The sequence below is a fragment of the Pontibacter lucknowensis genome, assembly GCF_900156415.1.
Lineage (GTDB): Bacteria > Bacteroidota > Bacteroidia > Cytophagales > Hymenobacteraceae > Pontibacter > Pontibacter lucknowensis.
In genome coordinates this window covers 1,371,921-1,389,220 of record NZ_FTNM01000001.1, presented here as the reverse complement: position 1 = coordinate 1,389,220, position 17,300 = coordinate 1,371,921, and the positions used below count along the sequence as shown (strand labels likewise).

Here is a 17,300-nt window from a genome sequence, read left to right as displayed (position 1 = left end):
ATTCCCGAAGGAATCAGATCCGTTCGACTTGCATGTATTAGGCCTGCCGCTAGCGTTCATCCTGAGCCAGGATCAAACTCTCCATTGTAGTGTTTACTTTTCAGACTGCCCAAGGCAGCCAATGTGTCCGTTCGACCCGCGGCCCTTTCCTTTTAATTCCGTGAACAAGTCACGTGCTTGAATTGACGCGGTGGGAATCCGAAGATTCGCCCGCGCGGATGTACCTATCTTAATTTTTCTTTTTCTGTCTCAACAATCTCTCAAAGAACTTTTCGGAAGACTTTTTCTTCCGTTAGACGCTTTACTGTTTAAAGCGCGTGTTGCTTGTGTCTCCGCTTCGAGCTTTCCTCGTTTTCGGTGTGCAAAGGTCGGAAAAATTTTCCAACTTCCAAGCAATTTTTCAATCTTTTTTTTCCTCTTCTTTTCGGCTCGTTTAACCGATCAGCACTCCTCGCTTTCGCCTTCCGAAACCCTCGCTTCGGAGCGGGTTGCAAAGGTAGGAAGACTTTTTAAATCCGCAATAACCTGGCAAAACTTTTTTTCCTTTTTCCTGCGGCCCCTGTTAGGAGCCTTCCGGAATCCGTTTCATTTCGAAGCGGGCTGCAAAGGTAAGCAGATCTTTTCAACCTGCAAGCACCAAGGCAAAGTTTTTTTTCAGTCTTTATTTCCAGTGCGTCGCCTCTCAACTTTGACACCGGTGGCCGCCCTGCCGGCCGCCTCTCACTCTCGTTTCCCGACCCGTTGTACCGTGTTGGGAGTGCAAAGGTCAGAAAAAAATCCGATTGCGCAAGGGGTATGTTATAACATTAGCTAGCGCGTCAAGACGGTTCCGTTTAACTGTCTGAGTTGCACCATCAAAATTTTAAAAATAACTTCAAAGTTTCTAAGTATTTCTTCTCAAGCAATTATATTTCCCTTCTTTTAGCTCTATTTCCTTTACCAGTGCCCTTACATTACACTCTTATATAATAGGAGAGGTATAGCTAAACTAATGGCTATACCTCTCCTATTATATTATTAAAGTCGTTTGTTCTTTACACCGCCGCTGCCTCGGCATACTCCTGCAGGTACTTATACCTTTCGGTCAGTTCTCCCCCTTTTGTAATGGTAGCTCGCTCCAGCATACCTCCTTCATCGTTATTAAAGAACTGCGGGAATACATTGTCTATAAGATGGCGGCCGAAATCCCGGGAAGCGTTGCGGGGTAGTTCACAAGGCAGGTTGTCGACAGCCATTATGGTGATGTTGTCCTTTTTATTATAAGGAGGTTCGAGCTCGCCCGTCTCTGGATTGTAGTCGTAGGCAGGTTGCGTAATTGTGGTAGCACGTTTGGTGGTAGGTATAGAGCCATCCACATCGCAGGTGATGTCGGCGATGGTGTCAATTTTGAAGTCGGGCTGACGGGTGTCCTCTTCGGAGAACAGTTTTGGGGCACGTGGGTCCCAATAGGCGCATGCCATCAGCAAATCGGTTACCTTAGTGAACTTGCGGAACGTGGATTGGTATAACTCAGGGTGCGCATAGAAGTCTGGCGAGTCCCATACCTCTACATCAGGGCGGTTGTTGTAATCGCCGGAATGCAGTTGGGCATACACGGGTTCTTTGAACTGCTTATATAAGTAGTCGAATACGCTCACTTTTTTGATGCCCATCTTATCGAGCACTTCCATGGCGCCGCTTGCCACGCGGCCACCGCCTGTCACAGCAATTTTGATCGGCGGCAGCTTCACTTTAAAGTACTCCTCCTGCATGTCTTCCATCTCGTGGCAGAGGTAGGCGGGCTTCAGGTCGAAGAGCTTCCACTTCTTGCCGTAGGTTAATATACCGTTGTAGGCACCCACTATACCTGCATACCTGCCAAAAGCCACTACCCGCTGCCCCTGTGCATTGGTCAGGAGTTCGTAATCTATTAAAGTAATGTTCTTGTCGAGCACAGCCCGCAGAAGTTTGGCGTTGTGCGGCTGCTTCTTTATCGTGTGGGAGAAAAAGAAATACGTTTTGTTTGGAATCAGTAGGTCGATGGGCACTTCCTTTACGCCCATCAGCACATCGCAATCGTTCAGATCCTGCTGCAGGCTTATACCTAGCTCGGCATATTCTTCGTCGGTAAAACAGCGCACGTCGCTGGGCTGCACCACCACCTCCGCTCCCGGAAACTCCTGCATGGCCTCCACACATTTTTTCGGGGTGAGCGGTACGCGCTTGTCAACTGGTATTTTGCCTTCCTTGATGATACCGATCTTAACTTTTTCCATAGGTGCGTGTTTCTGAATTGTTCTGCTGCAATTTATGTTTGTCAGTCTGGGGAAAGCCAGGCGCTACACCTTATATAGAGGTACACTATATAATATAGTGTGAAAGGCCAGTCGCCACACCCCGAACTATTTAGCTTTCATGCTTCAATATAATAAACAATTACTATTACTTTTGTAGAAAATATTGAAAGAGAGCCTTTGGCTTGTCTTCCACTGGAAAGTAAAAACCCAAATTCCCAATCAATACTTCATCGTTATGATACTTAAAACAAAACCTGCTGACACTTTTAAGGAGCGCCACAACGGTCCGGACAAAGAGCAAATGCAGGACATGCTTAAAACCATCGGGGTAGACTCGCTGGATCAACTGATTGAGGAGACCGTACCGGCCGCCATTAGACTAAAAAAGCCGCTGAACCTGCCAAAGGCTCTTTCTGAAACAAACTTCCTGAAGCAATTCGGACAGATCGCCAGAAAGAACAAGGTATACAAATCGTATATCGGTCTGGGTTACAACGACACCATCATGCCTCCTGTGATTCTTCGCAACATTATGGAGAACCCGGGTTGGTATACCGCTTATACCCCATACCAGGCTGAGATCGCGCAGGGCCGTTTGGAGGCGCTGATCAACTACCAGACCATGGTAATGGACCTGACCGGTATGGAGATCGCCAACGCATCGCTGCTCGACGAGGGCACTGCCGCTGCCGAGGCTATGGGTATGTTCTTTGCCCAGCGCAAAGGTGCACGCAAGAATGCCAACCGCTTCTTCGTATCCAACCTGGTGCTGCCGCAGACACTGGACATTCTTACTTCACGCGCTATACCTATCGGCATTGAGCTGGTAATCGGTGATCACCGCGAAGTAGACTTCAATGACGAGACATTGTTTGGCGCCCTGGTGCAGTATCCTGCCGCCGACGGTGCCATTTTCGATTATACTGACTTCATCAGCAAAGCACACGCCCAGGACATCCTGGTAGCTGTAGCTGCTGACATTCTTTCTTTGACGCTGCTAACACCTCCAGGTGAAATGGGCGCCGACGTAGTGGTAGGTACTACCCAGCGTTTCGGCGTGCCGATGGGCTTTGGTGGTCCGCATGCGGCTTACTTTGCTACAAAAGACGCCTTCAAGCGTGTAATCCCGGGCCGTATTATCGGTATTTCGGTGGATGCCGCCGGTGACAGAGCCTACCGCATGGCCCTGCAGACACGCGAGCAGCACATCCGCCGCGAGAAAGCGACTTCTAACATCTGTACTGCGCAGGTACTGCTGGCGGTAATCGCAGGTATGTATACTGTGTACCATGGCCCACGTCGCCTGAAGTACATCGGTTTGAACACACACTCGCTGGCGCAGCAGCTTGAGAAAGGCCTGAAGGCACTTGGCTTCGAACAGCTGAACGAGCAATACTTCGACACGCTGAAAATTGCGGTGGAGAGCGCTGACATGAAGAACGCCATCCGCACCGAGGCGGAAGCGGCGGGTATTAACTTCCGTTATTTCGAAGAAAACTTCATTGGCATTTCCCTGCACCAGAACACTGAGCTGGAAGATGTGAAAGACATCCTGGCGGTGTTCGCGAAAGTAGCTGGCAAGTCGGCTGACGTGCTGGGTATAGACGAACTGCCAGAGGAGACTGAAATCACTTGGTCAGATAAACTGATCCGTACAAGCGAGTACCTGACGCACGAGGTGTTTAACAAGCACCACTCCGAGCACGAGATCCTGCGTTACATGAAGCACTTGGAGAACAAAGACATTTCTTTGGTTCACTCGATGATCTCGTTGGGCTCTTGCACCATGAAACTGAACGCCACAGCCGAGATGATTCCGGTAACCTGGCCAGAAATCGGGCAGTTGCACCCGTTCGCTCCTGCCGACCAGACACAGGGTTATGCCGAGATCTTCAAGAACCTGGAGGCCTGGCTGTGTGAGATCACCCGTTTCGACGCGATGTCGCTGCAGCCAAACTCAGGTGCTCAGGGCGAGTACGCTGGTCTGATGGTGATTCGTGCTTACCACGAGTCACGTGGCGACCATCATCGTAACGTAGCACTTATACCTTCTTCTGCACACGGTACCAACCCAGCCTCTGCTGTAATGGCCGGCATGAAAGTGGTGATCGTGAAGTGCGACGAGAAAGGTAACATCGACGTAGCCGACCTGCGTGCGAAAGCAGAGCAATATAAGAATGAACTGTCTTGCCTGATGGTGACTTACCCATCTACACACGGTGTATATGAGGAGTCTATCATCGAGATCTGCCAGGTAATTCACGACAACGGTGGCCGTGTATACATGGACGGTGCCAACATGAACGCCCAGGTAGGCCTTACTTCGCCAGCGCACATCGGTGCTGACGTGTGCCACCTGAACCTGCACAAGACCTTCTGTATCCCTCACGGTGGCGGTGGTCCTGGCATGGGCCCGATCGGTGTGGTAAAAGATCTTGCTCCGTTCCTGCCGGGTCACGCTGTGGTTGACCTGGGTCGTCCGGAAGCGATCAACGCTATTTCAGCTGCTCCTTGGGGTTCTGCTTCTATCCTGCCTATCTCTTATGCCTACATCGCGATGATGGGCGGCGAAGGTCTGACAGAGGCTACTAAAGTGGCGATCCTGAACGCGAACTACATCAAGGCGCGCCTGGAGAAACACTATCCGGTGCTGTATGTAGGCAAGAACGGTCGCTGCGCACACGAGATGATTCTCGACTGCCGCGAGTTCAAGAAGTATGGCGTGGAGGTAGAGGATATCGCGAAGCGTCTGATGGACTACGGTTTCCATGCGCCAACTGTATCGTTCCCGGTAGCGGGTACGCTGATGGTGGAGCCAACCGAGTCGGAGGCACAGGAAGAACTGGACAGATTCTGCGACGTGATGATCTCGATTCGTGAGGAAATCCGTGAGATCGAAGCGGGCAAGGCTGACCAAAAGAACAACGTGCTGAAGAATGCACCGCATACCTTGAAAGTGGCGATGGTGGAGAACTGGGAGCGCCCTTACTCTCGCGAGAAGGCGGTATTCCCGATGGCTTACCTACGCGACAACAAGGTATGGCCAACCGTGAGCCGCATCGACAGCGCTTACGGCGACCGTAACCTGGTTTGCTCTTGCGCTCCGATCGAAGCCTACAACGAGAATGAAAATGAGATGGTAGCCATCGGCTAATCTATCTTAAGCTTATACCTGAAAAGCCTGGCCACATCGGTCAGGCTTTTTTGTTTTTAGGCCGTGCAAATCGCCTTCGCCTGTACCTCTTCATACCTTGACTTAGCTGTACCATTTTAGCGTGCACCTGGCAACAATCTCCACAGCTATACCTACTAATTATCCAGCACCGTATACCTGTTTTAGAAATGTCCTGTACTTAAACCAACAGCTCTATGCGAAACGCTTTACCTCACTTCAAACACTGGTTATACCTGATCCCTGCCTTCCTGATCGGCCTGAGCGGCTGCATACCTTCTATAGTAGCTGACAGCACCTACGACCGCAGCGTGGATTTCCAGATATACCGCACTTTTGCTTTGATGGAACCCGAGATGGCCAACACCTCCGCAGATCCCAATCTGTACGAGCCGCTGCTGGACAGACGGGTGCGCGATGCTATCGCAGCTGAGTTGGTTAAGAAAGGTATGCTGCTTGACGTCGAAAATCCAGACCTGCTGGTTGCTTATGATGTGTCAGTAGCACAGGATGCCGCTACTGCTTCCCCTGATTTTGGCTACGCTTACTGGTTTGGCTATCGTTTCAATTATAACTCTGCCGATTTTCCGGGATACAGACCAGTCGCACAATATATACCTGGAACCATGCTGATCGACCTGATATCGTCCAGTACCAACGAGTTAGTGTGGCGCGGCGTGGCAGAAGGCGATATTAATGTGACACAGACAGACGAGAGCAGGATCAGAAGGTCCATTATCAGTATCCTATCACAATATCCACCTAACAGACCCGCATCCAGCAGGCCAAGTTCACGATAACTTACAGGCGATAAGACAGACTGAAGCCGCCGTAGTAGTTGCGCGGTGATGCCGGTTGGAAGTAGCGGCCGCCAAATGCGTTAAGGTCATTACCCAGACTATACTTCTGATCCGTCAGGTTTTCAGAGCCTGCAAATATGTCCAGCACAAACTGTCTTCCCAATTCCCTTCTCAACCCTAAACGAGCACCTGCTACGAGGTAAGCATCGGCGTACACTGTGTTTTCATCCGTAAGCGGGATCTCGTCTACATAGTTGGCCGTCAGGTGCAGGTATAGGCCGATGCGGGTAGCCAGGTCGAGGCCGGCGGTTAAGGTATGCGGGGCTACGCCGGTGAGTTGGTTCCCACTCAGGTCGGTGTCATCTTTCTGATAATCACGGAAACGGAAGTGGCTGTAGGTATAACTGCCCCAGACTTTGAGCAAAGTCACTGGCTGGGTGATGTCCTCCAGCAAGGTATAGCCCAGCGCAGTTTCGAGTCCGCTTTGCGAGGTAGCCCCCACATTTTGGAACACGGCTATGCTCGACAAATCCTGTCGACTCACGATCGTTTCGCGCAACCTGAAATGAAAAGCCACTACATCAAAGCTGAGTTTTCTGCCCAAGGTATAGCCGCGTATACCTGCTTCGTAGTTTATACCTTTCTCTGCTTCCAGCTCTTGGTTAAGGGCACCGTCGGAGGTCAGCAACTCCTCCTCGGAAGGTGGCGAGAAGCCTGCACTCACACTGCCATGTACCGATACCTGATCAGTTAAGCGTTTCAATAAAGCCACTCGTGGCGAAAGCACTGCACTGAAATCCCGAGTATACAAATAAGGACCGCCGCTCGGAGCCTGGTGCAGGCGTGTGATCTCATACCTGGTATCGTTTAGGCTTAGTGCGGCAGTTGCGATCCAGTTGCCGGGCAGTTCGAACTCAGCCTGCGTGAACAGCAAGCCGGTCTTGGCCAGCACTTCGTCGTCGGTGCGCAGCGAGTCTGTTCTGCCTTGGTTATTGTCGTAGGTGCGGGCCGCTTCGAAGCCGCGCTGGTATTCGCCACCAAAAGTGATTGTAGTAGCTGCAGGGCCGAGCTGTGTATTGTATACAAAACGGCTTCGGCCTCCATATTCCTGGTTGGTGTTGCGTTCATAGTCGGTGTTAAACGGATGGTCCCTATACCGGAACAAGCCATATAGAGCAGTCATGTTTTTCCAGCTGTCGCTGAAGCGGTATTCCTGTGACAAACCGATGTTGACACCTTGCTGGTTCATCGAAGCATTTTGAGTGACGCTCCCAAACATTCCACCCCGTGCCTGCCGCGGATCCTGCTCATACTGCTCCTGTGTAAGCCCGCCGGGCAACTGGTAAAACAGGTCGGAGTAAATCAGGTTGGCTTGGATGGTGCTCTTGCGGGATGGATTGAAGGTAGAGGTGAGCAGGAGCGTTTCGCGGTCCATGCCGGACTGCTCCCGGTAGCCGTCGAGTTGCTGGCGGGTATACTGCAGGTATAGGCTCTGTTTCTCGCCGCCCACACTGGCACTGGCGGTATAGCGCTGTAAGCCAAACGAGCCAAAGGTAGCACCTGCCTGAAATTGCTTCTCTCCGGGAGCTGCTCTGCGGGGTTCCAACAAAACTGTTCCGCCTGTACCTGCTCCGTAAATACTGCCTGCCGGACCTTTCAGTATTTCCATACTGTTGAAGTTGGAAGCATCATACAGGTTCAGGTTGGTGATGCCATTTGACTCGGTGAGGGGAATTTCACCCAGGTATAGCTTCACGTTGCGTATACCATAGGGTGAGCGCAAACTGCTGCCCCTGATGGAAAGCCGGTAGCTGGCTGTGGCCCGTTCCTCCATTCGCACCCCCGGTACTGTATTTACGGCACGCACCAGCGAGCTTTCGTCAAAGCGCTGAATCACTTCCCGGCCTACTACGCTCAAGGCTCCGGCTGTTTCCAGCAAAGGCCGGTTGCTTTCATAGCCAGTCACCACTACCTCTGAAAGACTAGCCGTCAGAGGCTGTAGGTACACCCGAAGAGCCGTACCTGGCTGGATGCGCTGTAAGAAAATAGTATCGGCCTTATACCCAATGTGCGAGATCAGCAGGAAAGTCGCTTGGTCTGCAACCGACAAATCAAAGCGCCCGGAATTATTGGTTAGCGCCTGTTCGCCTGTGTTGACTGTCACCGTCACACCTTCCAGCGCCTGGCGGGTCTTGGCGTGCAGTACCTGGCCGTTGACCTGTTGCTGAGCGTAACTCAGAAAAGGCAGCAGCATGAGGGTAGTCAGAAAAAGGGATCGGAGCAGGAGTAGTGATTGATTCATGTATGCAAGTTAACTGCTAACAAAACGGGTTATACCTTTTGAGGTTTAGATTTATGCAGGAATTGCTATGTTCTGCCCGTTTGTAACAATCAGAGCTGGCATTCGGTTAAATCAAAATACAAACCATATCTGTGAAATTAAACCTACCCATAACTATGAAAAAACTACTTACAACTACTGCTTCGCTAGCTTTGGCACTGACGCTTATTGGTGCGCCAGCCCTTGCGCAGGGAGGTGAAAAACCAGTGAGTGCTTCCGTGGAAGGCCATATCTTTAAACCTGCCCGGGTAGATGCTACCGACGCCCGCGTGAAGCAGCTAAAAGTTCCAGCCGGTTTCCAGATCACGAAGTTTGCCGAAAACCTCAACAAGCCCCGCATGATTGCCGTGAGCAACGACGGTGTGGTGTATGTGACTGACCGTGACAAGGGCACCGTGACCATGATCCGCGACTCGAACAAAGACGGGAAGGCTGACGAGCAGAAAGTAGTGGCCACCAAAGAGCACATGCACGGCATTGTGATAAAAGACAATCAAGTGTGGCTGGCTACTATAAAGGAATTATACACCGCTAACATCAACAAAGACGGGTCGCTATCTGAACTACAAATGCTCCTGGATGACCTACCCGATGGCGGCCAGCACCCGAACCGTACGCTGCGCATCGGCCGCGACAACAAGCTTTACATTTCTATCGGTAGTACCTGCAACTCCTGCGATGAGCCAAACAAGGAGCACGCCACTATTCTGCAAGCTGACCTTGACGGCAAAAACCGCAAGGTATATGCCAAGGGTCTCCGCAACACACTTGGCTTTGACTGGCACCCGCAAACAGGGGAAATGTTTGGTATGGACCATGGCATAGACTGGCTGGGTGATGATGAGCAGCGCGAAGAGCTGAACAAAATCGAGGAAGGCGCTGACTATGGCTGGCCCTACATATACGGTGAAGGAAAAGAAAACCCCGGCGACCAGCCCGATGATATGAGCTATGAAGAGTATAAAAAGAAAACCAAGTATCCACTGCTCACCTATACCGCCCACGCCTCGGGCCTTGATATGATTTTCTATAAAGGCACTCAGTTTCCGAAAGAATATACCGGCGATGCCTTTGTAGCTTTCCACGGATCATGGAATCGCTCTAAACCAGCCGGCTACAAAGTGTCTCGTATTCGCTTCGAGAATGGTCAGCCAAAAGAGTTTGTGGACTTCGTGACAGGCTTTCTGGTAGATGACAACAAGTCGCAGTTTGGCCGAGTGGTAGGTGTCGCCACGCACACTGATGGCTCACTACTGGTAACTGATGACTCAAATGGAGTAGTGTACCGCATTGCCTATACTGGCGGTAAACAGCAACAAAACCAGCGCAACAAACGCTAAGGCTCGCAGCTGAAAAATAAAAAAAGGCTCCGTAGAATCTACGGAGCCTTTCCAAACTATGAAAGCTAATGAAATTTTTAAATCCTGTTAAAGGAGCTCTTACTTGATTCGGAACTCGGTTCTTCTGTTTTGCTGGTGCATTTCCTCCGGACAAGACACCCCATCGGTACACTTGTTCACCAACCTTGTCTTACCATAGCCTTTGGCAGTCAGCCTGTCTTTGGCTATACCTTTCTCAATCAGGTAATCCACGGCGGCCTGGGCTCTGCGCTCAGAAAGCACCTGGTTATACTTCAGACTTTCACGGCTATCGGTATGCGAACTCAGCTCAATCTTGATCGTAGGGTTTGCCACCAGTACTTCAGCCAGCTTATCAAGCTCTTTGGCAGCATCCGAGCGGATATCCCACTTGTCAAGGTCGTAGTAGATGTTCTCCAGCACAATGGCTACGTTCTTCTCGTCGCGGTCGAACACCATCGCTACCTGTAGGGTATCCGGAGCGGTTTTTGGAACCACCACCAACGAATGCTGATTCAGATAGCCTTGCTTAGAGCCCTGCATGACATAGGAATTTCCTTTACGGCCATCCATAAAGTACTGCCCTTTTGTGTTTGTCAGAGCTGTACTGCTATCATTCTGGTTCTGCTGTGCGATCAGGAGCTGCACCTGCGGCAATGGAAGCTGCACGTTCTTTTTCTGCTCGTTCTGCTTGCGCTCCAGCGTAGTCACAGCTATCACAACAGGCTTTTGCAGTACTTTGAAGCTGTAGATATCGTCAGTTCCGTTGCTGCTTTCGCGGTTAGACGACAGCAGACCAGTTTCTTCGTCTTCATTGAACATGATACCATAATCGTGCTTCGAAGAGTTGATCGGGTGGCCCATGTTGTTCACGGCCGTCCAGGCAGCGTGCTTGCCCTCGGCTGCAAAAATATCCAGACCGCCCATTCCCATGTGTCCATCGGATGAGAAATACAGCTTGCCATTCTGATCCACATAAGGGAAGCTCTCACGACCCGATGTGTTGATCAGTATACCGGCATTGACAGGCTCTCCCCAGCTACCATCAGGCTGACGCAGGGTATAGTAGATGTCCGTCTCGCCCATACCACCCGGCATATCTGACACGAAGTACATGATCTTACCGTCAGGTGACAGGGCCGGATGACCAACGGAGTATTCTGCTACATTGTTAAAAGCAAACGGCTTTATATCTGTCCAGGTAGCACCTTGTTTTTTGGATGAGTAAATCTCCAATCGGTTGATGTATTCGTTCACCTGCGACTTGTCTACCCAACTAGTCGGGTCAGCATTGCCAGACTTACGCTGCTGCACCAGTTGCGTACGGGTGAAGTAAAGTGTCTGCCCGTCTTCGGTAGCCGAGGCTGTGGCATTGTGGTACTGGTCGTTGATCATTTCGTGCAGCGCAGTGGGTTTGCCCCAGTTGCCATTGCCATCGCGGCTGGCCATAAAGAGCTGCAGGTACGGGCGACCGGTCCAGCCATAGGTGCCGGCTGATATTCCTTCCTGATCCACACCACGGTCTGATGTAAAGATGATCGCGTCTTTGCCATAATTCATCGGGCTGAAGTCAGAGAAACCCTGAACGTTCAGTCCGCTCAGGCGCTGCACCTCGGCCAGCGGCATTTTCTGGTTGGTCCAGCTTATTGCCTTGTCGCAAGACGCCATCAGGTGCTGGGCACGCTCATCCATTTGCGGTACTTCCTCAGCCCACTGCATGTACTGTTGCTTGGCCTCTTCGTACTTGCCGTTACTGCGCAGCGCTTCAGCATAGTGGTAAATGTTCTGCGGGTCACGACCTGGCATGGCCACTACCTGTGCATACCAACGCTCTGCCTCCACGGTCTGACGTGTCAGGCGGTAGGAGTCGGCAATGCGCTCAGCCGTTTTCACATCCGGCTTGCGCTTCTCAGATGCTTTCTTGTACTGCTCTAAAGCCAGCGCAAATTCAAACTTTTCGTAGTGCTTGTTTGCCTTGCGAAGCTCCTGCTGCGCTTCGGCTACAGGGGCAGCGCCCAGCATCAGGGCAGCGGTGAGGTATAAGGGTATATGTCTGAAATTCATATGCGGTAAGAGCTAATATTAAAAGTATTGCGGCGTCAGCATTTTCGTGTCCTGCTTCTTGAAGAAGTAGTAACCTACCGATATCTCGTGCGATTGAAAACCGCTCAGGTCGTTGAGCATGCGGTCGTAAGAGTAACCCAGGCGTAAGGCGTTGGTTACCTGTAGTTCGGCGATTAGGGCCAGCGCAGTGCGCTTGTTCACCGGATCAGCCACTTCATTCTTATTGAAGAGGTTCATGCTCGTACGGTAGGAGCTACCCAGCCACAGACGGTCACCCAGCAGCACGAAACCATTCAGGTCCACATTGGCCGGTGCGTTGAAGTCTTCTTTTACCAATATGCTTGGTTTCAGCTTCACGAAGTTGCTAACTTCAAACACGTAGCCCGTCGTGAAGTAATAGTGACGGATCGGCTCGATCTGGAAAACATCTTTGTATTGGATCAGGTCAGAGGCAGACAAACCTGCGTAGAAACGCGGTGTGTTAAAGTAGATACCCAGTTTCACATCCGGACGGTAAAACACATCTCTGCCCGCAGGGATGCTTGGATCATCCGGCACACCAAGTTCCGAACCGTCCAGCACACTCTGTACTACGCCAGCCGCTATACCTAGGCTTAGTGTTCCGCGGGCACTCACGGATATACGTGCAGCGGCATTAGCATAAGCCGAGGTGGTAGAGTAGGCACCGATCTTATCGCGGGTAAAGTTCAGGCCCAGGCCCAATCGCTCGTGGCTGGTCAGGCCGTCTACGCTCAGCGCCTGTGTAGTAGGCGCTCCGTCTATACCTGTCCACTGCGAACGGTGGAAGGCGTTGATGTTGAGTACACCTTTAGTACCGGTATAGGCCGGGTTGATGGCCATACTGTTGAAGATGTACTGCGAGTACTGCGGGTTTTGCTGGGCATTAGCTGCAAAGGTGAAGAGCAGCGCCAGCAGGGTATAAAGTATTCTCATGGTAATAAAATTTTCAAATGAATGCACTCGCTTATCGGAAGATGGTCACGTAGCCGCTGTAGTCCTGGTACTTGCCATCGCATAGCTTCACCCTTACTTTGTAGAAGTAAGTACCTTGTTCCAGCCCTTTGGCGGCCCAATCGTTCTTGTAGTTCTTCTGCTTGAATACCTCTGATCCCCAACGGTTAAACATCACCATTTCATTGTCAGGGAACTTGTCCAGGTTCTTCACCAGCCAGGTATCGTTCTTGCCGTCACCGTTCGGGCTAAAGGCTTTCGGGAACTCCAGTTGGCCGTCAGCTACCCTGGCGTCCATGTCGATGCTGTATTCAGCAGAGCCAACGCAGCTGCCATTGTAGGCGATCACACTCACGCGGCCCATGGCAGTCGGGCTATTGGCTTTCACCTTGATAGTAGTTGTGCCCTGTCCAGACTCGATCGTGAAGCCTTCTGTTACCGTCCAGGTATATGAAGTAGCTCCTTCTACCGGATCGGCAGTATAGATCAGGCCTTCGCAGACGCTGCTATTATCTGTGATGCGGGTAACTGGAGCAGGAGGCATGGTAATATCAACCTGAAGTACTGACCAGTCGCTGTTACCGCAACCGTTAACGGCGCGTACACGCACGGTACCGCCAGTCTCTGCAGCAGCCACTGTAATGCTCGTGCCGTTGCTGGCCCCTTCGATCGTCAGACCACCGGTAGTTTCCCACTCGTATGAGGTAGCGCCAGTTACAGCCTCGATGCTGAAGGAGTTGCCTGTACTGTTGAGGCACACATTCATGTTGCTGTTAATTGCTCCCGGAGTTGCCGGCTTCAGTGTTGGCGAAACAGCTACTTTGGATACAGCACCCGCACCGCAGTTTTTCACCATGTTGGTAGCGTATACCTCTATGTCACCGCTTGTCTCACCTACTGTTACGATTATGCTGGTACCAGTCAGTGTGTTGGCGCTCCAGCCCTGCGGCACTGCCCAGGTATAAGTCATGCCTGCTTCCGGAGATTGTATGCTGAACGTAAGCGTAGCCCCGATACATCCCGTCGTAGCTGTGCTGGCGATGGATGGCGCTGTTGGTTTGTTGGTTACTTTTACTTCCCGGCTGAAGGCAGCGCTTGCGTTACAATCGTTGCCGGCTTTTACGCTGATCTGTCCGCCAGTCTTGCCAGCTTTCACGCGGATGATTCTGCCGTTTTCCTCTTCGCTCACGATGGTCCAGTCAGCTGCCGGCAAGGTCCAGGTATAGCTGGTCGCTCCTGCCACTACCGGTGTGCTGAAGATTGTCTCCTCTTCCTCGCACAGATCCACGTTGCCGATGATGGCAGTTGGCACCGCCGGAGTTGGCGTCACAATGATGGTGGCTTCAGTTGTTGTGCTGAATCCGCAGGCGTTGGTCACTGTCAGGTATACCTTGCCACCTACCAGGCTCTGGCCCTTAGGTCGAACACTTACGCTTGTGCCGGCATCGTTTGTGCCTTCCACAAACTCAAGGTTGCTACCTAGTGTCCACTTATAAGTGAGGCCTTCTACAGAAGCGGCGCTCAGGGCTATACCTGTATTGCTGTTGAAGCACACGGCACCAGCTCCGGTGATAGCTACTTCAGTTGGTTCGCCGATCACATTCACCGTTGTTTCAGCCGTCTTGTTAACGTCCTTGCACTGCGTGTTCACAGTTACTTCAACTTTCTGGTTGCCCAATGCGGTGCCAGCCTGAACCGTTATGGTGCTGCCGTCCTCTGACTCACTTACAGTTCTCCAGCCTTCTGGGAATTTCCATTTGTAAGTGCCACCAATCACATCCGATGTTACTTTGAACGTAAGCTCACCTCCACGGCAAACCGAAGTTGGCGCTTCTACAAATAACAGCTCAATGTTCGGATTACATTTCACATCCGGAATCACTACAACGTCCTCGTCATTGTCAGGATCAGAATCCTCATGGTCGCCTGGATCTCCTGGGTTATTTGGATCGCCTGGGTTATTCGGGTCACCCGGATTGTTCGGGTCGGTCGTATCTCTGCTGATGATGCGAGCTATGTTGCGTACAAGGCCTGCTTTCACAAGCTGAGCATTGATAACAAGCTCAGCAGTAGCCTTTGCCTCCAGTGCAGGGATTTTGAATGCTCCGGTAGCCGGATCGTAGGAAGCACCATTGCTTACAGTGAAGTCTACCAACAGAAGACTTTCTGGCAGTTTCTCACCTACGACAATGTTCTTCTCTGATGCTGCGCCATGGTTTGTTACCACAATGCGGTACTGCACCATCTCGCCGACCATGTATTCAGCCTTGGCATTTACCAGTTCTTTTGTTACGCCTAAGTCTGGCAGCAGAATTATTACTTCTTCCTCGTTGTTATCCGGATCCTTATCATTGTCCGGTGTGCGGTCGATGATCGTGGCTACGTTGCGGATGGCACCCGTACGAACGATCTTCGCATACACAATCAGTGTAACAGAAGTGTTTCCTGCCAACGTCGGGATGTTGAATATACCTGTCGAGGCGTCGTAAGTCGTTCCTTGAGTAGCAGTATGACGCACATACTCCAGCTCCTGTGGCAACTGCTCACGCACATTAATATTTGTCTGAGGCGTAGAGGCGTTGTTTGAAACCTTGATTTCGTAGGCTACCACATCGTTTATCTTATACTCCTCCTTCGGATCAACGATTTTCTTGGTTATTCCCAGGTCAGGCAGGATGATCTCTACCTCTTCCTCATTGTCATCCGGGTCTTTATCATCAGGGCGGTCGATGATCGTGGCCACGTTGCGGATGTTGCCCGTGCTTACAATCTCAGCATATACGATTAGCGTAGCTGATGTATTACCGGCAAGTGCAGGAATGTTGTAGATGCCTGTCGTTGGATTATAGGTACTGCCAGGCGTCTCCTCGTGACGCACATATTTCAGCCCATTCGCCAGCTGCTCACTGACATTGATGTTCTTTTCTTCTTTTGAAGATGTGTTTATGATCTTGATTTCGTAGGCAATCACATCGCCCAGATTATAGCTTGATTTCTGATCAATGATGCGTTTGGTCAAGCTCAGGTTTGGAAGCACAATTTCTTCATCGTCTTCTTCATCACCTGGTTCCGGATCTGGGTTATCACCAATAATAATGACTTCGTTTCGGATATTACCTGTACCAATCACTTCAAATACCAGGCGAATGCTCTGCGTTTCATACACATCCATATCGCCAATTACCCATTCGTTTTTCTCCCGGTCGTAGCTTCCCTTTGTAGCGGGCTTTACTTCTACCAGCTTCAATCCGGTTGGGATGCGCTCTATTACAGTCACGTTGCGGGCAACACCCGGACCATTATTCTTGGCAGTAATGGTATAGGTCACGCGCGAACCCAGCGATACGTCTTTGTTATCTACATTTTTCTCTACTGTCAGGTCGGCATTCGTCACGTTCTGAAGTACAGTAGGGTTGTTTTCGAAATAAATAGTGCCCCCTATGGAGATGGCTCTGCCGTACAGGGATACACCTTTCCCGAATGTGATATCACCTGTAGCGATGATATTGCCATAAAGACTACTAGGAGCCAGGATCTCTACGTCACCGTCAACTACCCAGTAGATGTTCTTCGTCTCTACACCTACACCGGACAAGCTAAGCGCTCCCGGATTCACTCTCAGGTTACCGTCGATTTTGAAAACAAAGACTGGTGAGCTGCCACCCTGTGACACGAGTAGCGAGATACCATTGATTGTGGCATCGCCCGTGATGCTGTATACTCCAGGATAGATTTCACGCCCATTACCTAAATTGGGGTTCAGGTTTTCCACTTCCTGAAAGGCCATCAGTTCCTGGTACAGTCTGTTTGCATCGACCATTGCCTCAGCAGCCAGTTCTGTTCCTTTCTCTTTCTTGCCTGTTACTTCAAGAAATTCCTCCCCGATAATTACTTTGCCAGGGCTGATGCCGATATCACCGCGGATCCATGTTTTGTCAGGGCCTTTAACGACGATTTGCTCATTGGCTAAAGCAATGAACCTGTTCACGCGGCCCAGGTTGATTTCCGTCTGCCCAAAACTAAGGGTGGTAGTGGCAGTCAGAAAAAGGGTGAGAAGCAGTAAAATTCTACTCATAGGGAATATGTAAAAAAGCGTAATAAATCAGGCATAAATATAAATGTATTTTCATAATCTTTTACTATATCCTGATACTTATATATTCAAGATAAGTTTAATACAATATAAAAAATACAATATATATCTTTAAATAAAATGTTATAACAGTAATCTTGTAAGACTATTCTAATATGACTCCTGTGAATATTTTTTTCAAGAATCTACTTTTCCAGTACAATGTTCAGAATATGGGCATATAT

Annotated in this window: 8 protein-coding genes and 1 rRNA gene; 3 read left to right on the top strand and 6 right to left on the bottom strand. The window is 50.6% G+C overall.

From position 1 onward, the window contains the following. Both BW972_RS06140 and BW972_RS06135 read right to left on the bottom strand, forming a co-directional pair. A 16S ribosomal RNA gene (locus BW972_RS06140) occupies positions 1–88 on the bottom strand; the annotation flags it as partial. A 946-nt stretch (positions 89–1,034) separates the two neighbouring features. Next, a complete protein-coding gene (locus BW972_RS06135) occupies positions 1,035–2,255 on the bottom strand; it encodes an NAD(P)-dependent oxidoreductase (protein WP_076421439.1) in 1,221 nt (406 codons plus the stop codon). Positions 2,256–2,511: 256 nt separating this feature from the next. On the opposite strand from BW972_RS06135, the gene gcvP reads away from it, so the two are divergent. Next, complete coding sequence (gcvP, locus tag BW972_RS06130; RefSeq protein ID WP_076421438.1) at positions 2,512–5,430, top strand: aminomethyl-transferring glycine dehydrogenase; 2,919 nt, start codon at positions 2,512–2,514, stop codon at positions 5,428–5,430. Positions 5,431–5,645: 215 nt separating this feature from the next. Beyond that, a complete protein-coding gene (locus BW972_RS06125; RefSeq protein WP_076421437.1) occupies positions 5,646–6,248 on the top strand; it encodes a DUF4136 domain-containing protein in 603 nt (200 codons plus the stop codon). A gap of 1 nt (position 6,249) precedes the next feature. Here BW972_RS06125 and BW972_RS06120 read toward each other — a convergent pair whose 3' ends face one another. Further along, entirely contained in the window at positions 6,250–8,550 is a 2,301-nt protein-coding gene (locus tag BW972_RS06120) for a TonB-dependent receptor domain-containing protein (protein WP_234986307.1), read from the bottom strand. 155 nt (positions 8,551–8,705) lie between these two features. Between BW972_RS06120 and BW972_RS06115 the strand changes: the two genes are divergently transcribed. Continuing rightward, positions 8,706–9,929, top strand: coding sequence for a PQQ-dependent sugar dehydrogenase (locus tag BW972_RS06115; RefSeq protein ID WP_007659106.1), 1,224 nt, complete (start codon positions 8,706–8,708; stop codon positions 9,927–9,929). A 99-nt stretch (positions 9,930–10,028) separates the two neighbouring features. Here BW972_RS06115 and BW972_RS20160 read toward each other — a convergent pair whose 3' ends face one another. The 3 genes from BW972_RS20160 to BW972_RS06100 are packed head-to-tail and all read right to left on the bottom strand — an operon-like array spanning position 10,029 to position 17,058. Next, positions 10,029–12,011, bottom strand: coding sequence for an OmpA family protein (locus tag BW972_RS20160; RefSeq protein WP_317042626.1), 1,983 nt, complete (start codon positions 12,009–12,011; stop codon positions 10,029–10,031). Positions 12,012–12,029: 18 nt separating this feature from the next. Beyond that, positions 12,030–12,965, bottom strand: coding sequence for a PorP/SprF family type IX secretion system membrane protein (locus BW972_RS06105; RefSeq protein ID WP_076421435.1), 936 nt, complete (start codon positions 12,963–12,965; stop codon positions 12,030–12,032). A gap of 31 nt (positions 12,966–12,996) precedes the next feature. Continuing rightward, entirely contained in the window at positions 12,997–17,058 is a 4,062-nt protein-coding gene (locus tag BW972_RS06100; RefSeq protein WP_076421434.1) for an ice-binding family protein, read from the bottom strand. Between the last annotated feature and the right edge of the window lie 242 nt (positions 17,059–17,300).

What these genes read in the sequence shown, in the direction of transcription:
- BW972_RS06135 (WP_076421439.1), bottom strand. Translation starts at nt 2,255, where the DNA reads ATGGAAAAAGTTAAGATCGGTATCATCAAGGAAGGCAAAATACCAGTT.
- gcvP (WP_076421438.1), top strand. Translation starts at nt 2,512, where the DNA reads ATGATACTTAAAACAAAACCTGCTGACACTTTTAAGGAGCGCCACAAC.
- BW972_RS06125 (WP_076421437.1), top strand. Translation starts at nt 5,646, where the DNA reads ATGCGAAACGCTTTACCTCACTTCAAACACTGGTTATACCTGATCCCT.
- BW972_RS06120 (WP_234986307.1), bottom strand. Translation starts at nt 8,550, where the DNA reads ATGAATCAATCACTACTCCTGCTCCGATCCCTTTTTCTGACTACCCTC.
- BW972_RS06115 (WP_007659106.1), top strand. Translation starts at nt 8,706, where the DNA reads ATGAAAAAACTACTTACAACTACTGCTTCGCTAGCTTTGGCACTGACG.
- BW972_RS20160 (WP_317042626.1), bottom strand. Translation starts at nt 12,011, where the DNA reads ATGAATTTCAGACATATACCCTTATACCTCACCGCTGCCCTGATGCTG.
- BW972_RS06105 (WP_076421435.1), bottom strand. Translation starts at nt 12,965, where the DNA reads ATGAGAATACTTTATACCCTGCTGGCGCTGCTCTTCACCTTTGCAGCT.
- BW972_RS06100 (WP_076421434.1), bottom strand. Translation starts at nt 17,058, where the DNA reads ATGAGTAGAATTTTACTGCTTCTCACCCTTTTTCTGACTGCCACTACC.